Source organism: Streptomyces sp. C36 (assembly GCF_040932295.1).
Classification (GTDB): Bacteria; Actinomycetota; Actinomycetes; order Streptomycetales; family Streptomycetaceae; genus Streptomyces; species Streptomyces triculaminicus.
Genome location: NZ_JBFQGI010000002.1, coordinates 886,097 through 911,246 on the forward strand (window position 1 = coordinate 886,097; position 25,150 = coordinate 911,246).

A 25,150-nucleotide genomic window follows, 5' to 3' on the forward strand; every position below is an offset into this window, starting at 1 on the left:
AGACCCACCGGGAGCGGCGCCGCGCGCCGCGCGGTGGGGGACGGGCGAGGAGGCGGCATGGACGGCCTGACCGGGGGCATACCGCCGCTCGTCGACCAGCACAGCCACGGCGCCGTCCACGGCGACGTGGGCCTGGGAGAGTTCGAGACCCGCCTCGCCGAGGCCGCGGGCGCCACCGGCCCCGCGCCGCCCGGCACCACCTTCTTCGACAGCCACGCGGGCCTGGCCGTACGCCGCTGGTGCCCGCCCCTGCTGGGCCTCGAGCCGCACTGCGCGCCCGTGCGCTACCTCGCCAGACGCCGCGAACTGGGCGCCTACCGCGCCGGCCGGCTGCTGCTGCGCGGCACCGGCATCGGCACCTTCCTGCTGGAGTCCGGCACGTCCGGCGGCCTCACCGCGCCCGCCGAGCTGGCCCGCGCCGCCGACGGCCGCGCCCACGAGGTCGTCCGGCTCGAAGCGCTCGCCGCCCGCGTCGCCGACACCGCCGGCGGAGCGGACCTCTTCCTCGCCCACGTGGCCGAGGCGCTCTACGCCGCCTCCGGCACCGCCACGGCCTTCGCCTCCGGCGTCGCCTCCTGCGACGACGCCCCGCCGCCGGCCGCCGAGGTGCGCGCGGCGGCCGGGCGCTGGCTGCGCGCCCGCCGCCCGGGCGGGACGCCCGGCGACCCGGTGCTCGGGCGGTACCTGCTGTGGTGCGCGGCCGCCACGGGCCTTCCCGTCCAGCTGCACTGCGCCGACCCCCGGCGGCTGACGGGCTTCCTACGGGCGATGGCGGGCCGGGGCGTGGATCTGGTGCTGCTGCCGGATCCCTGGCACCGGCGGCAGGCCGCCCGGCTCGCCGCCGCCTTCCCGCACGTGTACGCGGACGTCGGCGCCCGGCCGGAGGAGACTCTCGGCGAGGCGCCGTTCGGCAAGCTGCTGTTCTCCACGGGCGCCCGGGGGCTGGCGGAGCTCTATGTGGTGGCCGCCCGGCTGTTCGTACGGGCCATGGAGCGGCTCATGGGCGACTGGGTCGCCGACGGCTGGTGCCGGGCGGCGGAAGCGGGACGCATCGCCTCGCTCGTGGCCGCCGGCACCGCGCGCAGGATCTACCGGCTGGACGCCGCCACGGGCTGACCGCCGGCCACGGCCTCGTGCTCCCCGGAGGGCGCCGGCACCGCCGCCGCCTCGCCGCGCTCACGCAGCGACAGGAACACCCGCAGCACCGCGATCCACACCAGGCAGGAGCCGAACATGTGGACGCCGACGACGACCTCCGGCGAGTCGTTGAAGTACTGCGCGTAGCCGATGACGCCCTGGAGCATCAGGACGACGAACAGCTCGACCACGCGGCGGCGCGGCACGGCAGGCGCCTTCACGGCCCGCAGCACGAACCACAGGGCCACGGTCAGGCCGATGACGATGTAGACGAAGTCGACGTGCAGCTGGGTGACCTCGCGCCAGTCCAGCGGGATGCGGTGGACGTCCTTCTTGGCGTCGCCCGCGTGCCGGCCGGAGCCGGTGACCACGGTGCCGACCACGATCAGCAGGGCGCTCGCGACGACCAGCACCCAGCTCAGCTGACGCACCGGCCCGGCCACCAGGTCGCGCGGCTCGTCGTCGCCCTCGCCCGAGCGGTGCCACATCACCACGGCCACCGTCAGCAGCGCGGTCGCCGCCAGGAAGTGCGCGGCGACGATGTACGGGTTGAGCCCCGTGAGCACGGTGATGCCGCCGATGATGCCGTTGCTCGCGATGAGCCAGAACTGCGTCCAGCCCAGCCGGGTGAGGGGACGGCGGCGCGGGGCACACGCGCGTGCCGCGACGATCGCCACGCCGACCACCGCGCACAGCACGTAGGTCAGCATGCGGTTGGTGAACTCGATGATGCCGTTGACGCCCATCTCGGGCGTCGGCGTCAGGCTGTCCTCGGTGCAGGTCGGCCACGTCGGGCAGCCGAGCCCGGACTGGGTGAGCCGCACCGCCCCGCCGGTCACGACGATGATCACGGCCATGACGACGCAGGCCAGCGCCGCCCGGTGGACGAAGCGGGCGGACGGCTGCCAACGGTCGGCGACCATCTGGAGGGGGTTCAGCGTTTTCGGCACGAGGGTCATCGTAAGGGTGTGCTTGTGCACGGATTCACGAGGGGCCCGTCCGGCCGCCGGCGCGCCCTGATCCTGGGGGGATCACTCCCAGCGGAAGAACCGCCCCGCCGCGCCCAGGCCGAGGACGGCCCATGCGGCCAGGACGCCCAGGTCGGCCCAGGGCATGCCCGCGCCGTCCCGCAGGACGTCCCGCAGGCCGTCCGAGAGCGCCGCGATGGGCAGCAGGCCGAGCACCGACCGGGCGGCGTCCGGGAACTTCTCCAGCGGCACGATCACCCCGCCGCCGACCAGCAGGAGCAGGAAGACGAGGTTGGCCGCGGCCAGCGTCGCCTCGGCCCTGAGCGTGCCGGCCATCAGCAGGCCGAGCCCGGAGAACGCCGCGGTGCCCAGGAGGAGCAGCAGCAGGACGGCCAGGGGGTTGCCGTGCGGGGACCAGCCGAGCGCGAAGGCGATGGCCGTCAGCAGCGCGACCTGCAGGACCTCGGTGACCAGCACCGAGCACGTCTTGGCGGTCATCAGCGCCCACCGGGGCAGCGGCGAGGCGCCGAGCCGCTTGAGCACGCCGTAGCGGCGCTCGAAGCCGGTCGCGATGGCCTGTCCGGTGAACGCGGTGGACAGCACGGCGAGCGCGAGCACGCCGGGGGCCAGGAAGTCGACGGCCTTGCCCTCGCCAGTGTCGACGATGTCGACGGTGCCGAACAGCAGCAGCAGGAGGGAAGGGATGATCACCGTCAGCAGCAGCTGCTCGCCGTTGCGCAGCAGCATCCGGGTCTCGAGCGCCGCCTGGGCGCGGATCATCCGGCCGAGGGGGGCCGCGCCGGGCTTCGGCGCGAAGGTACCGGTCGCGGTCATCCGCGCAGCTCCTTACCGGTGAGTTCCAGGAAGACGTCCTCGAGCGTGTGGCGCTCGACCGTTATGCGGTCCGGCATCACGCCGTGCTGGGCGCACCAGGCGGTCACCGTGGCGAGCAGCTGGGGGTCGACCCGGCCGTTGACGCGGTAGGTGCCCGGGGTCGGCTCCACGGCGGCGGAGTCGGCGGGCAGGGCCTTGAGCAGCGAGGCGAGGTCCAGGCCGGGGCGGCCGCTGAAGCGCAGGGTGTTCTCGGCGCCGCCGCGGCACAGCTTCTCGGGGCTGCCCTGCGCGATGACCTTGCCGCCGTCGATGATGGCGACGTCGTCGGCCAGCTGTTCGGCCTCGTCCATGTAGTGCGTGGTGAGCACGACGGTCACGCCGTCGGCGCGCAGCTCGCGCACCAGCGCCCAGGTGGCGTGGCGGGCCTGCGGGTCGAGGCCCGCGGTCGGCTCGTCGAGGAAGACCAGCTCGGGGCGGCCGACGACGGCCATGGCGAGCGAGAGGCGCTGCTGCTGGCCGCCGGAGAGCCGGCGGTAGGTGGTGCGGCCGCAGTCGCCCAGCCCGAGGCGCTCGATCAGCGCGCCGACGTCCAGGGGGTGGGCGTGCAGGGTGGCGGTGTGGCGGAGCATCTCCTCGGCGCGGGCGCCGGCGTAGATGCCCCCGCTCTGGAGCATCACGCCGACGCGCGGGCGCAGGGCGGCGGAGTCGGCGACGGGGTCGAGCCCGAGGACGCGGACGGTGCCGGCGTCGGGGCGGCGGTAGCCCTCGCAGGTCTCGATGGTGGTGGTCTTGCCGGCCCCGTTCGGGCCGAGGACGGCGGTGACGCCGCCGGTCGCGACGGTCAGGTCCAGACCGTCGACCGCGGTCTTCGACCCGTACCGCTTGACCAGGCCGTGGACCTCGACCGCGGGCTCTTCATGCATGCCGGAAGTGTACGGAGGCCCGGCCCGCGCCAGGCCCGGCGGGGTGGCGGCTTAGGTAACCCTAAGTGATCAAAGCCACCGTTCCGTGATCCAGTCGTCGCTTGTCGGTCTCCGGGTAATTACGCAACAATGGTGTTGTGAAATACGCGGGCGAAGCTCCACAGGGGCCCGCGGCCTCCTCGGCCGCCGGGCCGGGCTCCCCCCTGCCCGCCTCCGCCCCGCCGGAGCAGCGCGCTCACGACGAGCAGCGCGGCACCCGCAATCGCGTCGCACGCTCCATCCTCGACCACGGCCCCTCCACGGCGGCCGAGCTGGCCGTCCGGCTGGAGCTGACCTCGGCGGCCGTGCGCCGCCACCTCGACACCCTGGTGGCCGAGGGCGTCGTCGAGGCCCGCGAGAAGCGGATCTACGGCGCCCGCACCCGTGGCCGCCCCGCCAAGGTCTTCGCGCTGACCGACTGCGGCCGGGACGCCTTCGACCAGGCCTACGACAAGCTCGCCGAGGACGCCCTGCGCTGGATCGCCCAGTCCGCGGGCGGCGGCGAGATGGGCGAGGCCGCGGTCGCCGCCTTCGCCCGGGCCCGGATGGCCGCCCAGGCCGACGCCTACCGCAAGGCTCTGGAGGGCCTCGCCCCCCAGGAGCGCACGGAGGCTCTCGCCCGGGCATTGACCGCGGACGGGTACGCTGCTACGGCGCGCAGCGCACCGGTCGGCGAACAGCTTTGCCAGCACCACTGCCCGGTCGCCCATGTCGCCGAGCAGTTCCCGCAGCTGTGCGAGGCGGAGACCGAGGTCTTCTCCCGCCTGCTCGGGACTCATGTGCAGCGTCTCGCCACCATCGCCCACGGCGACGGAGTGTGCACGACGTTCATCCCCAAGAGCAGCAACCCGAAGACCACCACAGCATCCACCAGCACGGCCGGGAGGAACCCCGCATGACTCTCCCCACGGAGACTGCCCACCCTGAGCTCGAGGGCCTGGGCACGTACGAATACGGCTGGGCCGACTCCGACGAGGCCGGTGCCGCGGCGAAGCGCGGCCTGTCCGAGGACGTGGTCCGCGACATCTCGGCGAAGAAGTCCGAGCCCGAGTGGATGCTCAAGCTCCGTCTGAAGGGCCTGCGGCTGTTCGACAAGAAGCCCATGCCGACCTGGGGCTCCGACCTCTCCGGCATCGACTTCGACAACATCAAGTACTTCGTCCGTTCCACCGAGAAGGCCGCGGCCTCCTGGGAGGACCTGCCGGAGGACATCAAGAACACCTACGACAAGCTGGGCATCCCCGAGGCGGAGAAGCAGCGTCTGGTCGCCGGTGTCGCCGCCCAGTACGAGTCCGAGGTCGTCTACCACCAGATCCGTGAGGACCTGGAGGAGCAGGGCGTCATCTTCCTGGACACCGACACCGCTCTGAAGGAGCACCCCGAGCTCTTCCAGGAGTACTTCGGCACGGTGATTCCGGTGGGCGACAACAAGTTCGCCTCGCTGAACACGGCCGTGTGGTCCGGTGGCTCGTTCATCTACGTCCCCAAGGGTGTCCGTGTGGACATCCCGCTGCAGGCCTACTTCCGTATCAACACGGAGAACATGGGTCAGTTCGAGCGGACGCTGATCATCGTCGACGAGGACGCCTACGTCCACTACGTCGAGGGCTGCACCGCCCCGATCTACTCCTCCGACTCGCTGCACAGCGCGGTCGTGGAGATCATCGTCAAGAAGGGCGGCCGCTGCCGCTACACGACGATCCAGAACTGGTCGAACAACGTCTACAACCTGGTCACCAAGCGTGCCGTGGCGTACGAGGGCGCGACCATGGAGTGGGTCGACGGCAACATCGGCTCCAAGGTCACGATGAAGTACCCGGCCGTCTACCTGATGGGCGAGCACGCCAAGGGCGAGACCCTCTCCATCGCCTTCTCCGGTGAGGGCCAGCACCAGGACGCCGGCGCCAAGATGGTCCACATGGCGCCGAACACCTCCTCCAACATCGTCTCCAAGTCGGTGGCGCGTGGCGGTGGCCGTACCTCCTACCGCGGTCTGATCGAGATCGGCGAGGGTGCCCACGGCTCCAAGTCGAACGTGCTCTGTGACGCGCTGCTGGTGGACACGATCTCCCGGTCGGACACCTACCCCTACGTCGACGTCCGCGAGGACGACGTCTCCATGGGCCACGAGGCGACCGTCTCCAAGGTCAGCGACGACCAGCTCTTCTACCTGATGAGCCGCGGTCTGTCCGAGGACGAGGCCATGGCGATGATCGTCCGCGGCTTCGTCGAGCCGATCGCCCGCGAGCTCCCCATGGAGTACGCACTGGAGCTCAACCGGCTGATCGAGCTGCAGATGGAAGGCTCGGTCGGCTGATCGCCGTCCCCCTACCGCCCGCAGCGAACCCTTTGTGACAGGAAGAGAGCACGACGACAGCCATGGCTGACAACACTCCCGCCGGCAGCACGACCGACGGCGCCATCCAGGTGGGCGGCCCGAAGCAGCCCATCGACGCGCGGGTCAGCGCCCCCGCCTCGTACGACGTGGCGGACTTCCCCGTGCCGCACGGCCGTGAGGAGGAGTGGCGGTTCACCCCGCTCGCGCGCCTCCGCGGCCTGCACGACGGCACCGCCGTCGCCGACGGCGCCGGCGTCAGGGTCGAGGTGACCGCCCCCGAGGGCGTGACCGTGGAGACCGTCGGCCGCGACGACGCCCGCCTCGGCAAGGCCGGCAAGCCGGTCGACCGGGTCGCGGCGCAGGCGTTCAGCTCCTTCGAGAAGGCCTCGGTCGTCTCCATCCCCAAGGACACGGTGCTCACCGAGCCCGTCCGGATCGCCGTGCGCGGCGAGGGCGGGGTGGCCTTCGGTCACCAGGTCATCGAGATCGGCGCCTTCGCCGAGGCCGTCGTCGTCCTCGACCACACCGGCGACGCCACGCTCGCCGCCAACGTCGAGTACCTGATCGGCGACGGTGCCAAGCTCACCGTCGTCTCCGTCCAGGACTGGGACCCCACCGCGGTGCACGCCGCCCAGCACACCGCGCTGGTCGGCCGCGACGCCTCCTTCAAGTCCGTGATCGTCACCTTCGGCGGCGACCTGGTCCGCCTCCACCCCCGGGTCGTCTACGCCGGTCCCGGCGGCGAGGCCGAGCTGTACGGCCTGTACTTCACCGACCAGGGCCAGCACCAGGAGCACCGCCTCCTCGTCGACCACGACACTCCGCACTGCCGCAGCAACGTCGCCTACAAGGGCGCGCTGCAGGGCAAGGACGCGCACGCGGTGTGGATCGGCGACGTGCTCATCCGTGCGGCGGCCGAGGGCACCGACACCTACGAGCTCAACCGCAACCTGGTCCTCACCGACGGCGCCCGCGTCGACTCGGTCCCCAACCTGGAGATCGAGACCGGTGAGATCGTCGGCGCCGGCCACGCCTCGGCGACCGGCCGCTTCGACGACGAGCAGCTCTTCTACCTGATGGCCCGCGGCATCCCCGCCGACGAGGCCCGCCGACTGGTCGTCCGCGGCTTCTTCGCCGAGCTCGTCCAGCAGATCGGCATCCCCGATCTGGAGGAGCGCCTCATCGCCAAGATCGAGGCCGAGCTGGAGGCAGCGGTCGCATGAGCGAGTTCGTCAAGGTGGCAGCCCTGAGCGAGCTGGAGGAGGACACCCCCAAGCGGGTCGAGATCGACGGCACGGCGGTCTCCCTGGTCCGCACCGAGGGCGAGGTGTTCGCGATCAACGACATCTGCTCGCACGCCAACGTCTCGCTGTCCGAGGGCGAGGTCGAGGACTGCCACATCGAGTGCTGGCTGCACGGCTCCAGCTTCGACCTGCGCACCGGCAAGCCCGACGGCCTCCCGGCCACGCGTCCCGTCCCCGTATACCCCGTCAAGATCGAAGGGGACGACGTGCTCGTCTCCGTCACCCAGGAGTCCTGAGTTCCCCATGGCAACGCTTGAGATCCACGACCTGCACGTCTCCGTCGAGGCCGAGAACGGCCCCCGGGAAATCCTGCGCGGCGTCGACCTGACCGTGAAGCAGGGCGAGACCCACGCCATCATGGGCCCCAACGGCTCCGGCAAGTCCACCCTGGCCTACTCCCTGGCCGGCCACCCCAAGTACACGATCACCGGCGGCACCGTCACCCTCGACGGCGAGGACGTCCTGGAGATGTCCGTCGACGAGCGCGCCCGCGCCGGTGTCTTCCTCGCCATGCAGTACCCGGTCGAGGTCCCCGGCGTCTCGGTCTCCAACTTCCTGCGCACCTCCGCCACCGCCATCCGCGGCGAGGCCCCCAAGCTGCGCACCTGGGTGAAGGAGGTCAAGGAGGCCATGGAGCGTCTCCACATGGACCCCTCCTTCGCCGAGCGCAACGTCAACGAGGGCTTCTCCGGCGGTGAGAAGAAGCGCCACGAGATCCTCCAGCTCGAGCTCCTCAAGCCGAAGATCGCGATCCTGGACGAGACCGACTCCGGCCTGGACGTCGACGCGCTGCGCCAGGTCTCCGAGGGCGTCAACCGCGTCCGTGACACCGGCGAGGTCGGCACCCTGCTGATCACCCACTACACGCGCATCCTGCGCTACATCAAGCCCGACTTCGTCCACGTCTTCTCCGCGGGCCGCATCGTGGAGTCCGGTGGCGCCGAGCTGGCCGACAAGCTGGAGAACGAGGGCTACGAGGCGTACGTGAAGGGTGGCGTAACCGCGTGACGATACTGCTGCCGGGCCTCCTCGACACCGAGGCGATCCGCAAGGACTTCCCGATCCTGGACCGTGTGGTCCACGACGGGAAGAAGCTCGTCTACCTGGACAACGCGGCCACCTCCCAGAAGCCGCGCCAGGTGCTCGACGTGCTCAACGAGCACTACGAGCAGCACAACGCCAACGTCCACCGCGGCGTGCACGTGCTCGCCGAGGAGGCCACGGCACTGTACGAAGGCGCTCGCGACAAGATCGCAGCCTTCATCAACGCTCCCAGCCGCGATGAGGTGATCTTCACCAAGAACGCCTCCGAGTCGCTGAACCTCGTGGCCAACATGCTGGCCTGGGCGGACGAGCCCTACCGCGTGGACCACGAGACCGAGATCGTCATCACGGAGATGGAGCACCACTCCAACATCGTGCCGTGGCAGCTGCTCGCGCAGCGCTCGGGCGCGAAGCTGAAGTGGTTCGGGCTGACCGACGACGGCCGCCTCGACCTCTCCAACATCGACGAGATCATCACCGAGAAGACCAAGGTCGTCTCCTTCGTGCTGGTCTCCAACATCCTCGGCACGGTCAACCCCGTCGAGGCCATCGTCCGCCGCGCCCAGGAGGTCGGCGCGCTCGTCGTCGTCGACGCCTCCCAGGCCGCCCCGCACATGCCGCTGGACGTCCAGGCGCTGCAGGCCGACTTCGTGGCCTTCACCGGCCACAAGATGTGCGGTCCGGACGGCATCGGCGTCCTGTGGGGCCGCCAGGAGCTCCTCGAGGACCTGCCGCCGTTCCTCGGCGGCGGCGAGATGATCGAGACCGTCTCGATGCACTCCTCCACCTACGCCCCCGCGCCGCACAAGTTCGAGGCCGGTACGCCCCCGATCGCCCAGGCCGTCGGCCTCGGCGCCGCGGTGGACTACCTCACCTCGATCGGCATGGAGAACATCGCCCGGCACGAGCACGCGATCACCGAGTACGCGATCCGCAGGCTCCAGGAGGTCCCGGACCTGCGCATCATCGGCCCCACCACGGCCGAGGACCGCGGTGCCGCCGTGTCCTTCACCCTGGGCGACATCCACCCGCACGACGTGGGCCAGGTCCTCGACGAACAGGGCATCGCCGTCCGCGTCGGACACCACTGCGCACGCCCCGTCTGCCTGCGCTACGGAATTCCCGCGACCACGCGGGCGTCGTTCTACCTGTACTCCACCCCCGGCGAGGTCGACGCCTTGATCGAGGGCCTGGAGCACGTACGGAACTTCTTCGGCTGACGGACGAGGCTGCCACTGTGAAGCTTGATTCGATGTACCAGGACGTCATCCTGGACCACTACAAGCACCCGCACGGCCGGGGCTTGCGGGACGGCGACGCCGAGGTGCACCACGTCAACCCCACGTGTGGCGACGAGATCACACTGCGGGTGCGGCTGTCCGGGCAGACCGTCGAGGACGTCTCCTACGAGGGGCAGGGCTGCTCCATCAGCCAGGCCAGCGCCTCGGTCCTCAACGAGCTGCTGGTCGGCAAGGACCTCGACGAGGCCCGCCGGATCCAGGAGACCTTCCTGGAACTGATGCAGTCCAAGGGCCGCATCGAGCCGGACGACGCGATGGAGGAGGTGCTGGAGGACGCCATCGCGTTCGCCGGCGTCTCCAAGTACCCGGCGCGCGTGAAGTGTGCTCTGCTGAGCTGGATGGCGTGGAAGGACGCGACGGCGCAAGCGCTGTCCGAAGGGAAGACCGCATGAGCGAGAACGCTGAGACCACCACCAAGCCGGCCACCGAGGAAGAGGTCCGCGAGGCCCTCTACGACGTGGTCGACCCCGAGCTGGGCATCGACGTCGTCAACCTCGGCCTGATCTACGGCATCCACATCGACGACGCCAACATCGCCACCCTCGACATGACCCTGACGTCCGCGGCCTGCCCGCTGACCGACGTCATCGAGGACCAGGCGAAGTCCTGCACGGAGGGCATCGTCAACGAGCTCCGGATCAACTGGGTCTGGATGCCGCCGTGGGGCCCCGACAAGATCACCGACGAGGGTCGCGAACAGCTCCGGGCCCTGGGCTTCAACGTCTGAGCGCCCCGGTTCCCCGGCAGCCCGTCACCTGACCAGCGGTCAGGCGGCGGGCTGCTGTCGTGTGGCGCAGTGGATGCCGCCGCCGCCCTCGGCGAGCGTGGGGATCTCCACCGTCCGTACCGCGCGGCCCGGGTGGAGGGCGCCCAGCAGCGCCGCCGCCTCGTCGTCGGCGCGCCGGTCGCCGAAGCGGGGGACGATCACGGCGCCGTTGACGAGGTAGTAGTTGACGTAACCGCCCAGGAAGTCGGGGCCGCGCTCGCCGAGCTCGGCCGGGTCCGGCTCGGGCAGGTCGATGATCTCCAGCGTCCTGCCGTCGGCGTCCGTGGCCGCCTCCAGGGCGGCCCGGGCCTGCCGGTAGACCCGCGTCCAGACGTCGCCGGGCTCCGCTCCGGCGGGCGGTTTGCTGAGCACGACCATGGCCGGCCCCACGAAGCGGGCGAGGGCGTCGACGTGGCAGTCGGTGATGTCCGCGCCGCGCACGCCCTCGAGCCAGATCACCCGGCGCACGCCGAGCAGGTCCTTCAGGTCCCGCTCGATGTCGTCGCGGGACCGGCCGGGGTTGCGGTCGTCGTCGACCAGCGAGCTCTCGGTGGCCAGGAGGGTGCCGGCGCCGTCGGTCTCGAAGGAGCCGCCCTCGGCGACGAGCGGCGCCTCGACGCGGGGGATGCCGAAGAGGTCCAGCACACGCGCGGCGAGCGGGCCGTCGTTGGGGTGCGCCTGCTTGCCGCCCCAGCCGTTGAAGCGGAAGTCGACGCCCGCGAGCTCCCCGCCGGGGCCGGTGACGAACGTGGGGCCGGAGTCCCGCAGCCAGAGGTCGTCCACCGGCACCCGCACGATCTCCACGCCGCCGCCCCCGCACGCCCGGTGGGCGTCCGCGGCGTCCTCGGGCGAGGCCAGCAGCGCCACGGGCTCGTACTCCGCGATCGTGCGGGCGATCGCCGCCACGTCGCGGCGCGCGTCCGGGGTGTGCCGGCCCCAGACGGAGCCGGCGGGGGGCCAGCCCATCAGCGTCCGGGCGTGCGGCTGCGACTCGGACGGCAGATGACGCATCGTCGGCTTCCCTCGGGCTGGGTGGACTGCGGGCGTGCTCCTGATCACCGTACGCCCGGGGCCGGGCGCACCCGCGTCAGAGGCCTCCCGTGTACAGCAGACGGTTGGCGGTGCCGGGCTTGAGGTCCGTCACCGCGTTCCTCGTCGCCTGCCCGATCAGCCAGTCGGCGACCTGGGCGGAGCCGGCCGAGGGGTTGCGCGCCTTGTACAGGGCCGCGACCCCGGCCACGAACGGCGTCGCCTGCGACGTACCGCTCTTCGTCGTCGTGCCGCCGCCCATCCTGGTGGAGACGATGTCCGAGCCGGGGGCCAGGACGCGCACGCAGGGCCCGTAGCTGCTGTAGTCGGTCATCTGGTCCGACTCGTTCGTCGCCCCGACCGCGAGGGCCGCCACCGCGCCCGAGGGGGAGTGGTCGCAGGCGTTGTCGTTCTCGTTGCCCGCCGCGACGACGGGCAGGACGCCCCGGGCGGCGACCCCCGCGGTGGCCGAGTCCACGGCCCGCGAGGCGGGGCCGACGATGGAGGCGTTGACGACCGAGGAGGACGAGGCGGTCCTCGCGACGTAGTCGAAGGCCGCGACGAACCGGGCGATGGTGGTGCGGCCGTCGCAGTTGAGAACGCGCACGCTGACCAGCGTCGCCCCGCGCGCCACGCCGTAGGACCGGCTGCCGATCACACCCGCCACATGGGTGCCGTGACCGCTGCCGGTGCGGCAGTCGCTGCCGTCGCCGCCGACGGTGACCAGGTCGAGGCCCGCGCGCGCCCGGCCGCCGAACTCCGGGTGGGCGTAGTCGATCCCGGTGTCGATCACATAGACGGTGACGCCCGCGCCGGTGGAGGAGACGGTGTACTGGTGGTCGAGCGGCGGATTGTGCTGGTCGATGCGGTCCAGGCCGTACGAGTCCGTGGCGGACCGGGGCCGGGCGGGGGTGGCGGGCGCGGCGGCGGCCCGGGCGGGGCCGTCGGCCTGGTAGAGGACCGTGTCCTGCTCGACGGCCTCGACGTCGGGGGCGCTGCGCACGGCCAGCAGCTGCTCCGGGCTGAGCGTGGCGGCGAAGCCGGTGAAGGCGTGGGTGTAGACGTAGTCGGGGTTCACACCCAGCTTGGTGCTCAGGATGCGCGGTGCGGAGCCCTTGCGGAGGGTGACGATGTAGTGGTCGGGCACGGGAACGCCCCAGGTGGTGCGCAGCGGGGCGAGGCGCGGCGTGGTGCGGTCGGGGTCGGGGTCGGCCGAGGCGGCCGGGGGGATGGCCAGCGGCAGCAGGCTCAGGAGCAGGGCCGCGGGCAGGGCGAGCCGGGCCATTCGCATGCGGGTTCCGTATCTCACGCGGGTTCCGTTCCGGGCGATGGTGGATGATCAACGTCCCAGTCAATGGATATGTCGACTTATCCGTGGCCGCGAACCGGGCTGGGCCATCCGCGCCGGTTCGCCTTGAGAGGCCTGGTCCGGTTAGGTTTTCGGGCATGACCGATGCTGTTGCCCCCGCTTCCCGTACCTCCGGCGCCGTCGCCGCCGGCCTCGCCACGATCACCGTGGACGGCACCGTCCTCGACACCTGGTTCCCGGCTCCCGAGCTCGTCGACGCGCCCGGCCCGGCCGGCACCGAGCGGCTGACCGCCGAGCGCGCCGCCGAACTGCTGGGCGAGGACGCCCTCAAGGCCGTGGGCCCGGACACCCGCCGTGGCGTCGAGGTCGTGGCCGTCCGCACGGTCATCGCCTCGCTCGAGGACAAGCCCGCCGACGCGCACGACGCCTACCTGCGCCTCCACCTGCTCTCCAGCCGCCTGGTCAAGCCCCACGGCCAGAACCTCGACGGCATCTTCGGCCTGCTCGCCAACGTCGCCTGGACCTCGCTGGGCCCCGTCGCCGTCGACCAGGTCGAGGCGGTGCGCCTGAAGGCCCGCGCCGAGGGCCTGCGCCTGCAGGTCACCAGCATCGACAAGTTCCCGCGCATGACCGACTACGTCGCCCCCTCCGGCGTCCGCATCGCCGACGCCGACCGCGTCCGCCTGGGCGCCCACCTCGGCTCCGGCACCACCGTGATGCACGAGGGCTTCGTCAACTTCAACGCCGGCACGCTCGGCACCTCCATGGTCGAGGGCCGCATCAGCGCGGGCGTCGTGGTCGGCGACGGCACCGACATCGGCGGCGGCGCCTCCACCATGGGCACCCTCTCCGGCGGCGGCAAGCAGATCATCTCCATCGGCGAGCGCTGCCTGCTCGGCGCCGAGTCCGGCATCGGCATCGCGCTCGGCGACGAGTGCGTCGTCGAGGCGGGCCTGTACGTCACCGCCGGCACCCGCGTCACCCTGCCGGACGGCGAGGTCGTCAAGGCCCTGGAGCTCTCCGGCGCCGACAACATCCTCTTCCGCCGCAACTCCACCACCGGCGCCGTCGAGGCCCGCCCGTACAAGAGCACCTGGGGCGGCCTCAACGAGGTGCTGCACAGCCACAACTGACGCCCCGTCCCGAGCGCCCTTCCAGGTCCCCGCGGGGGGAACCCGGAAGGGCGCCGGACGCTCTGGTGATCTCGGGACGCACTGCGCCACCATGAGGACCGTGCAGCGGAACCGACCGTCACGGGAGGCGTCATGAGGCTCGGCAAACCACTGGCCGTCGGCATCGCCGAGGAAACGCCCGCATCCGAGGAGACGCCCGCCCCGGCCGGCCGTGAGACGGCGACGCCCGCGGCGGGCCGCGCGCAGGCCCCCGCCGAAACCCCCGCCGAGGCCCCGGCCGCCGCGCTATGAGGCTGCGGCTCCCCCGGGAACACCCCACGACGCCGCCGACCGGCTACAAGATCGCCTACCCGGTGCTCTCCCACGACGGCACCCGGGCCGGCTTCACCGGCGTCTCGCTCGGCGGCGGCAGCCCCTACGGCGCACTGGCCGACGCGCGCTGCGCCTACGGCCGCCGGCACGCCGCCCCCGCCCGCCGCTGCGACTGCGGCTTCCACTGCCTCCACTCGCTCACCGAGACCCTCGGCCTGACCTGCGTCGGCGCCCACCGCCGCGCCGTGGTGCTCGAGGTGTCCGTGCTCGGCTCCTACATCCGCTACGAACGCGGCATGCGCTACGCCCGCCAGCGGGTGCGCACCGTACGGGTCGGCCCCTGCGCCTGCGGCCGGGCCGCCACGCGCTTCGCGGACGCCGGCTGGGGGCGGCCGGGATGGCGGGCCGTGGCCGCCGACTGCGGGGGCTGCGCCCTGGGGCACGCCGGATGGACGTTCGGGGAGTTCGGGGAACTGGCCGGCGGGGAGCTCGCCCTCACCGCCGAGGAGGGGGCCGCCGGCCGGCGGCCGGACGCCTCGACCGTCACCGAGCTCATGGCGGAGGCCGCCCTGCTGCAGGCCCGGCTCGACTGGTTCCAGGGCCGGCTGGAGAAGGCGGCCGGGCGGGGCTACCGGGACAGCGCGCTGTAGGCGTCGAGCAGCGCCGCCGTCCGTTCGGCGTCCGCCGGGCGCAGCGGGGCCCGTACCGGCCCGCCGGGCAGGCCGAGCGCGCCCAGCAGCGCCTTCGCGGTCACCGTGCCCGGCAGGCCGGCGGCCATCATCAGCTCGGTCAGCGGCAGGACGCGCTGGTGGTGGGCGGTGGCCTCGGCGGTCGCGCCGCGGTCGAAGGCGTCGAGGGCGGCGGCCAGCACCGGCCCGGCGACGTTGGCGACCGTGCTCACATAGCCCGTCGCGCCCACCGCGCGCAGCGGGAGGTTGAGCTCCTCGGAGCCGGAGTAGTAGGCGAGGCCGGTCTCCGCGATCACCTTCGAGCTGCCCAGCAGGTCGTACGAGCAGTCCTTCACGCCCGCGATGCGCGGGTGCTCGGCCAGCCGCAGCATGGTCGCCGGCTCGATCCTGGTGCCGGTGCGGCCGGGGATGTCGTAGAGCATCACCGGCAGCCCGACCGCGTCGGCGACCGTGCGGAAGTGCTCGGCGATGTCCTCCTGCGGAGGCCTGCTGTAGTACGGGGTCACCACCAGCACGCCGTGCGCGCCGGCCTTCTCGGCCGCCCGGGCCAGCTCCACCGTGTGCCGGGTGTCGGCCGAGCCCACGCCCGCCGTGATCCGAGCGCGGTCGCCGACCGCCTCGGCCACGGCCCGGATCAGGGCGCTCTTCTCCGCGTCGCCGGTGGTCGGCGACTCGCCCGTGGTGCCGCTGAGGACGAGTCCGTCGCAGCCGCCCTCGCCGACGAGCCGGTCGGCGAGGTGCTGGGCGCCGTCGAGGTCGAGCTCCCCGTCCGCGGTGAAGGGGGTGACCATCGCGCAGACGGTACGGCCGAAGGGGCTGGTGGGCGGCATGGGCGTCACTCTCCCGGGCGGTGCAACAGTGCTTGTCCACCGGATTCTGGGCCCCTTCGACCGTACAGGTCTATTTAATTGTTCTCCTGATCACCGCTAAGTGTTGCTACGGCTTCCAGCGCAGCACCTGCGGGTCGTGGTCGCTGGCCTGGTCGGCGAACTCGGCGTTGACGTGCACGATGTCGTAGTCGACGCGGCTGGCGTTACGGCTGGTCAGGATGTGGTCCAGGACCTGCGAGTTGCCCTGGAAGACATAGCCGTAACGCTCCTTCTTGGGGAGCTTGTCGACCAGGTCGGTCAGGACGGCGCCCGAGGTGAGCGTCTTGAGGGCGGGCGAGAACTGGTAGTCGTTGAGGTCGCCGGCGACGATCACGTTCGCGCGCCGGTCGGCGTCCAGCAGCTGGCGGACGAAGGCGTTGACGGCCTTCGCCTGCTGGGTGCGCTGGGTCTCCGAGGTGCGGGCCGGGGGCTGGAAGCGGCCGTCGACGGCCTGGTCGCCGCCCTTGGAGTTGAAGTGGTTGGCGACGACGAAGACGTCCTTGCCCCGGAAGGAGAACTGCCCCACCAGCGGCTTGCGGCTGTTCGCCCAGGCCGCGTTCGCCGGGTCGATCCGGCCGGGGGAGGCGCTGAGCGCGGCCTTGCCGCCCTCGCGGGTGACCTTCACGGGCGTGGTGGAGTCGCCGCCGGGGACGTCCTTGAACGCCACGCGCGCGGGGTTGAAGAGGAAGGCGGTGCGGATGTTGCCGCCCGGCTGGCCGCCGTCCTGGCCGTCGACCGGGTCGATCTGCCGCCACTCGTAGGCCGGGCCGCCCGCGGCCTTGATCGCGTCCGTGAGCTTCCGCAGCGTCAGGGTGGCGTCGACCACGCCGCCGTTCGTGGTGCCGTCGTTGTCCTGCACCTCCTCCAGGGCCACGACGTCGGGCGAGGAGAGGTTGTTCACCAGCGCGGCCGCCAGGCGGTCGAACTTCGCCTGCGGGGTCTTGGGGGAGAGGTTCTCCACGTTGTACGTGGCGACGGCCAGCTCGTCGTCCTTCTGCTTGCGCGTGGTCTCGCGCGCGAGCTTGTGGTCGGTGAGCGTGCCCAGCTCGGTGGCCTGGATGGTGTAGCCGCCGAAGTTGTTGTAGTCCAGCGGGCCGGCGGTGCTGCCGGTCAGCTCGTCGCCGACGTTCGCGACGGGGAAGGGGCGCTGCGCGTAGGGGATGAGCGAGGCGACCTTCACCCGGCCCGCGTTGGGGTCGGCGTACGAGCCGTAGAGCGTGCCGCCGCGGCCGGTGCGGTTGTGGCGGGGCTCGGCGGTGACCCACAGGTCCTTGTGCTCGCTCGTCGCGCCGACCACGGGGGCGTCGCGGACCTCGACCCGCATGCCCTCCAGGGACTCGTACCGGTCCAGGGCGTAACGGCCGGGCTTGAGCGGGAGCTTCTCGATCGAGCCGCCGCGGGCGTCGGGCGCGTAGCGGTCCGGAACGAGGGACGGGCGCAGCCGGACGGGGGCGGGCAGGACGTTGCCGGAGGACTTCACCGTCACCGTGGGCTTGCCGATCTGGGTGACCGACTGCAGGCCCGCGGCCTCGCCGCCGGGGTAGAACTCACTGACCGTGCCCGAGACCAGCACCGCGTCGCCGACGGCGACCGGGGGCGGGGTCTGGCCGGTGAAGACGAAGACCGCCTCGCTGGTCGCGTCGTCGCGGTCGGGGGCGGTGTCCTGGAACCAGAAGCCGCGGGCCGAGCCGAAGTTCCGCACGGCGGTGACGACGCCCGGCACGTCCTGCACCTGCTGCCCGGCGAGCGGGGATATGCGGGTGGTGCCCTGGATGTCGTGGATCCGTATGCCGGAGCCGGGAGCCGCGCTCGCGGACTGGGCGGGCACGAGGAGTCCGGCCGCGAGGGCGCCGGCGACGAGGGAGCCGACGGTCGCCGCGCGGCGGTGCGTGCGCGTGAAACGGCGGTTGGGCAGCACAAGATCCTCCGAATGGGAGCGATGAGGGGGGTTGACCAGGAATCACTGATCATGTGTGGTGCTGGGTGATTACAAACCGTTGCGTAGGCAACACGCAATCTACGCGCGTCAATGTCCGGTGTGGGCGGGGCAGTTGTCAAGAGGTCGCGGTTATTCCGCTTAGCTGGGTCCGACGCCGGTCCCATGAACCGGGCGGCACGGGACGAAACCCGTCTACGCTGGAGCCTCGCGCGCCCCGATCACCGACGCAACCCGGGCGCGGCCGAACCGACGAGGAGATACCCCCCTGATGTCCGGAGACCGCCCGACCATGCCGCCGGTGCGGCTCCCCTCCGACGCGGAGCTCGCGCGGGACGCGCTCAGCGCACCGCTGTTCGCGCGCGCCGCGAAGCTCGCCCGCTGGGCCGGCGAGGGCACCCCGGTCGGCGCGGGCGGCGAACTGCTCGCCGGACAGCTCCGGACCGCCACCGAACTGCTCGGCCTGGAGGCCGAGGAGGACGGCACGACCTACACCGCCGAGGCCTGGCAGCTCGCGCTCGACACCGGACTGGTGGAGTTCACGGAGGAGCCGGAGCCCGCGGCCGGCGGCGAGGCCGACGAGGCCGGTGAGGACGAGCCCTCCGGCACCGCCCGCGTCGGCGAGGAACTCGCCACGCTCACCTCCGGCAGCCCCGAGGACATCCTCGAGATCTGGCTCGCCGGCCTCGAGACCGTCCTGGCCGACGCCGCCACGCCCGACCTCGGCGACCTCGTCGACCAGCTCGACGAGACCGGGGACATCGACCTCGACTCCATCGACTGGAACCCCGAGGAGGAGGCCGACTTCCTCGACGGCATCCTCGGCAACCTCTACCTCCTCACCGCCCTCGACGACGGCGAGGCCGGCCGGCCCGTACCGCTGCCCGCGCTCGCCGCCTCCCTGATCGTTCCGGACGACATGGACGAGCCCACGGACGACGTCCTCGAAGAGGTCTCCGACGCGATGATGCGGCTCGACGACCAGTTCCGGCTGCTCGAGCCGACCGGCCTGGTGAGCTACCGGCCGGTCGACGAGTCCCTCATCGAGGAGATCGACGGAGAGGGCCACATCCGCGAGTCCGTCGACGGCGTGACCTCCGACCTCCCCGAGGACGAGGACGTCAGCCGCTACGGCATGGTCGCCCTCACCCCCCTCGGCCTGTACGGCGTACGGGCCCGCATGCTCGACGCCGGCATCGACGCCCCCGCCGTCGGCGACCTCGCCGAGGCCGACGCGAACGCCCTGCTCTCCGCGCTGCCCGGTCACCCCGAGGGCCTGGCCCGCACCGAGACCGAGCTGTGGCTCGCCCGCCGCGCCCCGCTGGACGCGGCCCGCGAACTCCTCGCCGCCGCGCACGGCGCGGACGAGGAGGCCCCCCGCCGCCGCCTCGCCTGCCAGCAGACGCTCTCCCTCCTCGGCGCCGAGGCCGAGCCCGCGCTGCGCGAGGTCCTCGACGACCCCCAGCTCGGCGGCCTCGCCCGCGTCTGGCTCGCCGAGCGCGGCGCGGCCGACATCCCCGAGCCCGGCGAGGCGATGGTCTTCTGGCTGACCATCGACACGATCGCCGCACAGCTGGCGGCGCGCGGCGACGACGCCGTGGCGGAGTCGGAGGAACTGCGGGGCCTGGTCATCGGCGTCGTGAGCGGCCACAGCGGCTTCTTCGACGCCGCGTGGCGGGTGGACCACCCGGCGACGGCGGAGGTCCTGGAAGCCATGGGGCGCCTGCACCCTGACAAGAAGACCGCGAAGGAAGCCCGCAAGGCCGCGTTCAAGGCACGCTCGCGCCGCTAGGCGCTGCGCTTGGCTTGCGGGGGTGCGCGGGGCCCCTCGGGGGCCGGCGCGGCGGGAGTTGTCGCCCGGCCCGTGCTTGCGGCCGGGCGGCGGCCCCGCCGGGCCCGGCCTCGCGCGCCGCTCGTGCCCGTCGCGGCGGGAGTTGTCGCCCGGCGCTGGTCGCAATCAGGCCGTCGCATCGGTGCATAGGTGTGTTCATCGGGTGTTCCACGGGCAACGGGACCGTAGCGACGGCGTCCCGGGCGGTCCGGGGCCGTATCGCCCCGGGAGATGACGATGAGCATGGGCTTCAGCCGAAGAGAGTTCGCCAAGCGGTCCGCCCTCGCCGGGGCCGGGGTGGCCCTGACCGGCAGCGTCGGGGCGCTGGCGAGCGCGCCGGGCGCCCTCGCCGCCGAGCCGGACGCCGCCGCCGGCCCCGCCGGCCCCGGCCGGCTCGGGTACGGGCCGCTGCGGCCCGACCCGGCCGGTCTGCTCGCGCTGCCCGCCGGCTTCTCCTACCGCGTGGTGACGCGCACCGGCGTCACCCGGCTCGAGTCGGGGGAGTCCACCCCGTCCAACCATGACGGCACCGCCGCGTTCGCGGGGCCGCGCGGTCGGACCCTGCTGGTCAACAACCATGAGCTCAAGGGCCCCCGGCCGGGCTGGAAGCACCCCGTGCCGCTCGCCGAGGGGCTCGTCTACGACCCGGCCGCGGCCGGCGGCTGCACCGTCGTGGAGGTCGCCGGGCACGGCGAGCACGTGGCCGAGTGGGTCGGCATCGCCGGTACGTCCACCAACTGCGCGGGCGGCAGCACCCCGTGGGGGACGTGGCTGACCTGTGAGGAGACCGAGGACAGGGCCGGGCAGAACGGCATGACGAAGGATCACGGCTACGTCTTCGAGGTCGACCCGCACGACCGGCGGGCCAACCGCGCCCCCAAGCCGGTCAAGGCGCTGGGCCGTTACGCCCACGAGGCCGTCGTCGTCGACCCCGGCCGCGGTCACCTCTACCTCACCGAGGACGCCGCCGGCCCCAACGGGCTCTTCTACCGCTGGACGCCGCCGCGCGGATTCCGGCACGGGCGCGGCCGGCTGCGGACCCTCGCCGACGACGCCGGCGTGCTGCAGGCATTCAAGTGCTTCGACTCCGGCGGCCGGTTCGTGGACGACCTGTCCCGGGCCGCGCGCGTCGGCACGGTCTACGGCGTGGACTGGGCGGACGTACCCGACCGCGACGCGAGGTCCGTCCCCGTGCGCAAGCAGTTCGCGGCCGGCGCGGTCACCCGGGCGCGCAAGCTCGAGGGCATGTGGTGGGGCGACGGCGGCGCGTACGTGGTCTCGTCCTTCGCCCGGGAGGAGAGCCCGGTCCAGCACGACGGCCAGGTGTGGTTCTACGACCCGCGCCGCCGGACGCTGACGCTCAAGGTGCTGCTCGGCGTCAACAAGGACCCGGGCCGCGACGGCGCCTTCGACGGCCCCGACAACATCACCGTCTCGCCGTACGGCGGCCTGGTGATCGCCGAGGACGGCGAGGGCGTACAGCACCTGTTCGGCGCCCTCGACGACGGGCGCACGTACCCGATCGCGCGCAACGAGCTGAACATAGGCACGCCCCAGAAGCCGGAGTTCGGCGAGTTCACCGGGGTGACCTTCTCGCCCGACGGGCGGACGCTGTTCGCCAACATCCAGGAGCCCGGCATCATGCTCGCGATCACCGGGCCGTGGCGGCGGCAGGGGCGCCGGGAATCCTGACGCCCCGGTGATGTTGAAGAGGGGGTGACCTCTCTCCGGCTCTCCGTCCTCGACCGCTCCCGCACCCGGCGGGGGCGGGAGCCGGGGGAGGCGCTGCGCGCGACCGTGCGGTTCGCGCGGGAGGCGGAGGCGCTGGGCTACCACCGGTTCTGGGTGGCGGAGCACCACAGCGTGCCGGGGGTCGCCGGGTCGGCGCCGACCGTGCTCGCGGCGGCGGTGGCCGCGGCGACCTCCCGCATCCGGGTCGGCACGGGCGGGGTGATGCTGCCCAACCACCGGCCTCTGGTGGTCGCCGAGCAGTTCGGGGTGCTGGAGTCGCTCTTCCCCGGCCGGATCGACATGGGGCTCGGCCGGTCGGTGGGCTTCACGGACGGCATCCGGCGGGCGCTGGGCACCGAGAAGGAGGCGATGGGGGGCTTCGACGAGCAGTTGGCGGAGCTCGCCGAGTGGTTCGGCGGGGGCGGGCGCCGCTTCCCCGGGGTGCACGCCTTTCCCGCCGAGGGGCTGCGGGTGCCGCTGTTCGTGCTGGCCAACGACGCGGGGGCCGAGGTCGCGGCCCGGGCGGGGGCCGCCCTGGTCGTCGGGGGCGTGACGGGCGGGGAGGCGACGGCCGCGGCGATCGGGCGGTACCGGGCGGCCTTCACGCCCTCGCCGTGGCGGGACGAGCCGTACGTGGTCGTCGCGGGCAACGTCGCGGTGGCGGACACCCGGGAGGCCGCCCGGCGGCTGCTCGTCCCCGAGGCGTGGGCTCTGGCCCACTCCCGCACCCACGGAGTGTTCCCACCGCTGCGGCCGGCCGAGGAGATCGAGGCGCTGGACATGACGGACCGGGAGCGGACGTTCTTCGAGGACGCGCTGCGCGGGCACGTCCACGGCACGGAGGAGGACGTGGCCGCCGCCCTCACCGCCCTGGTGCGGCGGACCGCCGCCGACGAGGTGCTGATCACCACCAGCTCGTACGACACCGGCGCGCTGCTCGACTCCTACCGGAGGCTGGCCGGAGTGCCACTGCCCGGCGGCACATCCGGGACGTCAGGGTGATCCTTCCCCCGCCTGCCGCTGCCTGGCGCCCGGAGCCGACCCCCGGCCGCAGGAAATGACGAAGCGGGCCCGGATCGTGGAGACGATCCGGGCCCGCTCGTCATGGCCTCGCGGCCGGACGGCGCCTACAGCGCCTGCGCGGCCGGCTGCACCAGGTCGCGGACCGTCTTGGCCTTGACGTAGTCGCCGATGGCCGTCATCTCCCACTCGCCCGAGAACTGACGGATGAACTTGCACATGAGGACGCCCGTCTTCGGCTCGGACCCGGTCAGGTCGAAGCGGACGAGCTCCTCGCCGGTCTGGGCGTCCAGGAGGCGGCAGTAGGCCTTGGCGACCTCGGTGAACTTCTGGCCGTTGAACGAGCTGACCGTGAAGACCAGGCCCGTCACCTCCGGCGGCAGGCCGCCCATGTGGACGGTGATGGTCTCGTCGTCGCCCGAGCCGTCGCCGGTGAGGTTGTCGCCCGAGTGCTGGATGGTGCCGCCCAGGATCTGCAGCCGGCCGAAGTAGCAGGCGTCGATCATGTTGCGCTCGGGGCCGTAGGCGATGACCGAGGCGTCCAGGTCGATGGCCCGGCTGTTCCAGGCGGGCTCCCAGCCCAGGCCCATCCGCACCGAACGGGTCAGCGGCTGCCCGCCCTTGACCAGGGAGACCGTCTCGTTCTTGCGGAGGCTCACCCGGCCCTTGTCGAGGTTGACCTTGCCGGGCGCGGCGGGGGCGGCGGGTGCCGCGGGCGCGGCCGGAACGGCGGGCGCGTGCAGCGGCGCCGGGGGAGCGGTGACGGGCATGGGCGGGACGACCGCCGGGGCCACCGGGGCCGCCGCCGGCGGGGCGGCCGGGGCCGGCTCCTCGACGCTCACGCCGAAGTCCGTGGCGATGCCCGCGAGGCCGTCGGCGTACCCCTGGCCGACCGCCCGGACCTTCCACGCGCCGTTGCGGCGGTAGACCTCCACGACCAGCAGCGCCGTCTCCGTGCCCAGCCGGGGCGGGGTGAACGTGGCGAGCACCGAACCGTCGTCGGCGTTGCGGACGGTCGCGGTCGGCTCGATGCCGGCGAAGGTGGCGCCCTGGGCGTCCGGGCTCGCCGTGACCACGATCTTCTCGATGGCGGCCGGGACGGCCGCGGTGTCGACGGTGATCGCGTCGGGCGTGGCGCCGGACGCGGCCCGGTGGCTCACGCCCGGGCCGTTGGGCTGGTTGTAGAAGACGAAGTCGTCGTCGGAGCGCACCTTGCCGTCGGCGGTGAGCAGCAGGCCCGACACGTCGAGCCGCACCGGGGCGGTGACGTCCACCGTCACACGGGCGACGGAGAGGGGGATGTTCGAGCCAGGTGTCATAGCGGTCATGTCCCGGGTAACGAGTCATGGGGCTTTGCGGTTCCATGACCCGGGGCCCGAAGAGTGGAGGGGGAATATTCGAACGGCCGGGGCGGCTGGAATGGACGCATCCGTATCTCGATCTTGATAGTGGGGGGACATCGTGACTTTCGCGCAGGGCACCGTCGCCGAGGGGTTCGAGCAGGTACGCGAGGCCTTCGAGGCCACGCTGGCGCAGGAGCGCGCCGGGCACTCCGCGCAGCTGGCCGCCTATGTCGGCGGACGGCTGGTCGTGGACCTGTGGGGCGGACCGGGGATCACGGGGGACTCGCTCACCGGAGTGTTCTCCTCCACCAAGGGCGCCGCGTATCTGACCGTGGCGCTGCTGGTCCAGGACGGCACACTGGAGCTGGACAAGGAGGTACGTCACTACTGGCCCGAGTTCGGCGCCGCGGGCAAGGAGGACGTCACCCTGCGGGACCTGATGTCCCATCGCGCCGGAGTGATCGGCGTCGACGGCGGCTTCACCGCCGAGGAGCTGGCCGACGACCGGGCCCTCTCCCGGCGGCTGGCCGCCCAGCGTCCCTACTGGCGGCCGGGGAGCGCCTTCGGCTACCACGCCTTCGTCATCGGGGCCCTGACCGGCGAGATCGTCCGGCGCGCGACCGGTGCCGCCCTCCAGGAGGTCTACGAGACGCGGGTCCGGGCCCCGTACGGCATCGACCTCTACCTCGGCCTGCCCGAGGAGCACGAGCACCGGTTCCTCGACAACCAGCCCATGGACCCCACGCCCGAGCAGAAGCGCGCCCTGGCGGAGACGGAGCCCGGCGCCCACAGCTGGGGCGGCATCGCCTTCAACCGCCACCACGTGGTGCCCACGGACCTGGAGTCCCTGGCCAACTCCCGGGCGGTCCGCGCCGCCGGGCCCGCCTCGGTGGGCGGCATCGGCTCCGCGCGCGGCCTGGCGCGCATGTACGCGGCCGCCATCAGCGAGGTCGACGGCAAGGCGCCGCTGCTGACGCCCACGACGGCGGCCGAGTTCGCCCAGCCGCACTCGGTCGGCCACGACCTGGTGCTGGGCTCGCACAACGTGTTCGGGCTGGGCTTCTCCTCCTCGTCGGCCGACTACCCCTTCCTCGGCGCGCGGTCCTTCGGGCACAGTGGCGCGGCCGGGTCGCAGGCGCTCGCCGACCCCAGCACCGGTATGGCCGTCGGCTACACCCGGCGACGCTTCGCCTTCCCCGGTGGCGCCGCCCCCGAGACCGCGGTGCTGATCAAGGCCGTGCACGATTGCATCGGCTGACCTCCGCGCCGGCGGACGTCGCGTCCGCCGGCGCGG

General features: G+C 72.7%; 24 protein-coding genes. 16 read left to right on the forward strand and 8 right to left on the reverse strand.

The window, feature by feature from the left end; all coding sequences use genetic code 11:
- Positions 1-57 precede the first annotated feature (57 nt).
- Complete coding sequence (locus AB4K12_RS09615; protein WP_368433756.1) at positions 58-1,116, forward strand: amidohydrolase; 1,059 nt, start codon at positions 58-60, stop codon at positions 1,114-1,116.
- Here AB4K12_RS09615 and AB4K12_RS09620 read toward each other — a convergent pair.
- The 3 genes from AB4K12_RS09620 to AB4K12_RS09630 all read right to left on the reverse strand — a co-directional run bounded on the left by AB4K12_RS09620 (position 1,089) and on the right by AB4K12_RS09630 (position 3,862).
- Positions 1,089-2,087, reverse strand: coding sequence for a heme A synthase (locus tag AB4K12_RS09620; RefSeq protein ID WP_368433757.1), 999 nt, complete (start codon positions 2,085-2,087; stop codon positions 1,089-1,091). The genes AB4K12_RS09615 and AB4K12_RS09620 overlap by 28 nt on opposite strands.
- An 81-nt stretch (positions 2,088-2,168) precedes the next feature.
- Positions 2,169-2,939, reverse strand: coding sequence for an ABC transporter permease (locus tag AB4K12_RS09625; protein ID WP_368433758.1), 771 nt, complete (start codon positions 2,937-2,939; stop codon positions 2,169-2,171).
- Entirely contained in the window at positions 2,936-3,862 is a 927-nt protein-coding gene (locus AB4K12_RS09630; RefSeq protein ID WP_368433759.1) for an ABC transporter ATP-binding protein, read from the reverse strand. Before AB4K12_RS09630 ends, AB4K12_RS09625 begins: the two co-directional genes overlap by 4 nt.
- Positions 3,863-3,999: 137 nt before the next feature.
- Between AB4K12_RS09630 and AB4K12_RS09635 the strand changes: the two genes are divergently transcribed.
- The 8 genes from AB4K12_RS09635 to AB4K12_RS09670 all read left to right on the forward strand — a co-directional run bounded on the left by AB4K12_RS09635 (position 4,000) and on the right by AB4K12_RS09670 (position 10,615).
- Complete coding sequence (locus tag AB4K12_RS09635) at positions 4,000-4,800, forward strand: helix-turn-helix transcriptional regulator (RefSeq protein WP_368433760.1); 801 nt, start codon at positions 4,000-4,002, stop codon at positions 4,798-4,800.
- Positions 4,797-6,218 carry a Fe-S cluster assembly protein SufB gene (gene sufB, locus AB4K12_RS09640; protein WP_086569454.1) on the forward strand — a complete coding sequence of 474 codons (1,422 nt, stop codon included), beginning with the start codon at positions 4,797-4,799 and terminating at the stop codon, positions 6,216-6,218. Before AB4K12_RS09635 ends, sufB begins: the two co-directional genes overlap by 4 nt.
- Before the next feature lie 62 nt (positions 6,219-6,280).
- Positions 6,281-7,462 carry a Fe-S cluster assembly protein SufD gene (gene sufD / locus AB4K12_RS09645; RefSeq protein WP_362257230.1) on the forward strand — a complete coding sequence of 394 codons (1,182 nt, stop codon included), beginning with the start codon at positions 6,281-6,283 and terminating at the stop codon, positions 7,460-7,462.
- Entirely contained in the window at positions 7,459-7,779 is a 321-nt protein-coding gene (locus AB4K12_RS09650) for a non-heme iron oxygenase ferredoxin subunit (RefSeq protein ID WP_362257227.1), read from the forward strand. Before sufD ends, AB4K12_RS09650 begins: the two co-directional genes overlap by 4 nt.
- Positions 7,780-7,786: 7 nt before the next feature.
- Complete coding sequence (gene sufC, locus AB4K12_RS09655; protein ID WP_368433761.1) at positions 7,787-8,551, forward strand: Fe-S cluster assembly ATPase SufC; 765 nt, start codon at positions 7,787-7,789, stop codon at positions 8,549-8,551.
- Between the two features lie 2 nt (positions 8,552-8,553).
- Positions 8,554-9,807: a cysteine desulfurase gene (locus AB4K12_RS09660; RefSeq protein ID WP_086569499.1), complete on the forward strand. Its 1,254-nt coding sequence runs from the start codon at positions 8,554-8,556 to the stop codon at positions 9,805-9,807.
- A gap of 17 nt (positions 9,808-9,824) precedes the next feature.
- Entirely contained in the window at positions 9,825-10,280 is a 456-nt protein-coding gene (sufU, locus tag AB4K12_RS09665) for a Fe-S cluster assembly sulfur transfer protein SufU (RefSeq protein ID WP_086569447.1), read from the forward strand.
- Positions 10,277-10,615 (forward strand): metal-sulfur cluster assembly factor, encoded by a 339-nt coding sequence (locus AB4K12_RS09670; RefSeq protein ID WP_086569446.1) that lies wholly within the window; start codon positions 10,277-10,279, stop codon positions 10,613-10,615. Before sufU ends, AB4K12_RS09670 begins: the two co-directional genes overlap by 4 nt.
- A 39-nt stretch (positions 10,616-10,654) precedes the next feature.
- Here the strand turns inward: AB4K12_RS09670 and AB4K12_RS09675 are convergent, their stop codons facing one another.
- Complete coding sequence (locus tag AB4K12_RS09675; protein WP_368433762.1) at positions 10,655-11,665, reverse strand: agmatine/peptidylarginine deiminase; 1,011 nt, start codon at positions 11,663-11,665, stop codon at positions 10,655-10,657.
- A gap of 76 nt (positions 11,666-11,741) precedes the next feature.
- The gene (locus AB4K12_RS09680; RefSeq protein WP_368433763.1) at positions 11,742-12,974 is read right to left on the reverse strand and encodes a S8 family peptidase; all 1,233 of its coding nucleotides are present in this window, start codon (positions 12,972-12,974) and stop codon (positions 11,742-11,744) included.
- Positions 12,975-13,129: 155 nt separating this feature from the next.
- On the opposite strand from AB4K12_RS09680, the gene dapD reads away from it, so the two are divergent.
- The 3 genes from dapD to AB4K12_RS09695 all read left to right on the forward strand — a co-directional run bounded on the left by dapD (position 13,130) and on the right by AB4K12_RS09695 (position 15,087).
- The gene (gene dapD / locus AB4K12_RS09685) at positions 13,130-14,125 is read left to right on the forward strand and encodes a 2,3,4,5-tetrahydropyridine-2,6-dicarboxylate N-succinyltransferase (protein WP_368433764.1); all 996 of its coding nucleotides are present in this window, start codon (positions 13,130-13,132) and stop codon (positions 14,123-14,125) included.
- 132 nt (positions 14,126-14,257) lie between these two features.
- The gene (locus tag AB4K12_RS09690; protein WP_368433765.1) at positions 14,258-14,416 is read left to right on the forward strand and encodes a hypothetical protein; all 159 of its coding nucleotides are present in this window, start codon (positions 14,258-14,260) and stop codon (positions 14,414-14,416) included.
- Positions 14,413-15,087: a hypothetical protein gene (locus tag AB4K12_RS09695; protein WP_368433766.1), complete on the forward strand. Its 675-nt coding sequence runs from the start codon at positions 14,413-14,415 to the stop codon at positions 15,085-15,087. The genes AB4K12_RS09690 and AB4K12_RS09695 overlap by 4 nt, the downstream gene beginning before the upstream one ends.
- Here the strand turns inward: AB4K12_RS09695 and dapA are convergent.
- Together dapA and AB4K12_RS09705 are read right to left on the reverse strand one after the other, a co-directional pair.
- On the reverse strand, positions 15,066-15,956 hold the full coding sequence (gene dapA, locus AB4K12_RS09700) for a 4-hydroxy-tetrahydrodipicolinate synthase (RefSeq protein ID WP_368433767.1): 891 nt from the start codon (positions 15,954-15,956) through the stop codon (positions 15,066-15,068). The genes AB4K12_RS09695 and dapA overlap by 22 nt on opposite strands.
- Before the next feature lie 106 nt (positions 15,957-16,062).
- Positions 16,063-17,910, reverse strand: a complete 1,848-nt coding sequence (locus tag AB4K12_RS09705) for an endonuclease/exonuclease/phosphatase family protein (RefSeq protein ID WP_368433858.1) — start codon at positions 17,908-17,910, stop codon at positions 16,063-16,065.
- A 292-nt stretch (positions 17,911-18,202) separates the two neighbouring features.
- Here AB4K12_RS09705 and AB4K12_RS09710 point away from each other — a divergent pair, with 292 nt between their 5' ends.
- From AB4K12_RS09710 to AB4K12_RS09720, 3 genes are all read left to right on the forward strand, one after another.
- Positions 18,203-19,723, forward strand: coding sequence for a hypothetical protein (locus AB4K12_RS09710; RefSeq protein ID WP_368433768.1), 1,521 nt, complete (start codon positions 18,203-18,205; stop codon positions 19,721-19,723).
- 282 nt (positions 19,724-20,005) lie between these two features.
- The gene (locus tag AB4K12_RS09715) at positions 20,006-21,454 is read left to right on the forward strand and encodes an alkaline phosphatase PhoX (RefSeq protein WP_368433859.1); all 1,449 of its coding nucleotides are present in this window, start codon (positions 20,006-20,008) and stop codon (positions 21,452-21,454) included.
- 24 nt (positions 21,455-21,478) lie between these two features.
- Positions 21,479-22,495 (forward strand): MsnO8 family LLM class oxidoreductase, encoded by a 1,017-nt coding sequence (locus tag AB4K12_RS09720; RefSeq protein ID WP_368433769.1) that lies wholly within the window; start codon positions 21,479-21,481, stop codon positions 22,493-22,495.
- 125 nt (positions 22,496-22,620) lie between these two features.
- Here the strand turns inward: AB4K12_RS09720 and AB4K12_RS09725 are convergent, their stop codons facing one another.
- A complete protein-coding gene (locus AB4K12_RS09725; RefSeq protein ID WP_368433770.1) occupies positions 22,621-23,832 on the reverse strand; it encodes a TerD family protein in 1,212 nt (403 codons plus the stop codon).
- A gap of 142 nt (positions 23,833-23,974) precedes the next feature.
- Here AB4K12_RS09725 and AB4K12_RS09730 point away from each other — a divergent pair, with 142 nt between their 5' ends.
- Positions 23,975-25,114 (forward strand): serine hydrolase domain-containing protein, encoded by a 1,140-nt coding sequence (locus AB4K12_RS09730; RefSeq protein ID WP_368433771.1) that lies wholly within the window; start codon positions 23,975-23,977, stop codon positions 25,112-25,114.
- Positions 25,115-25,150 lie beyond the last annotated feature (36 nt).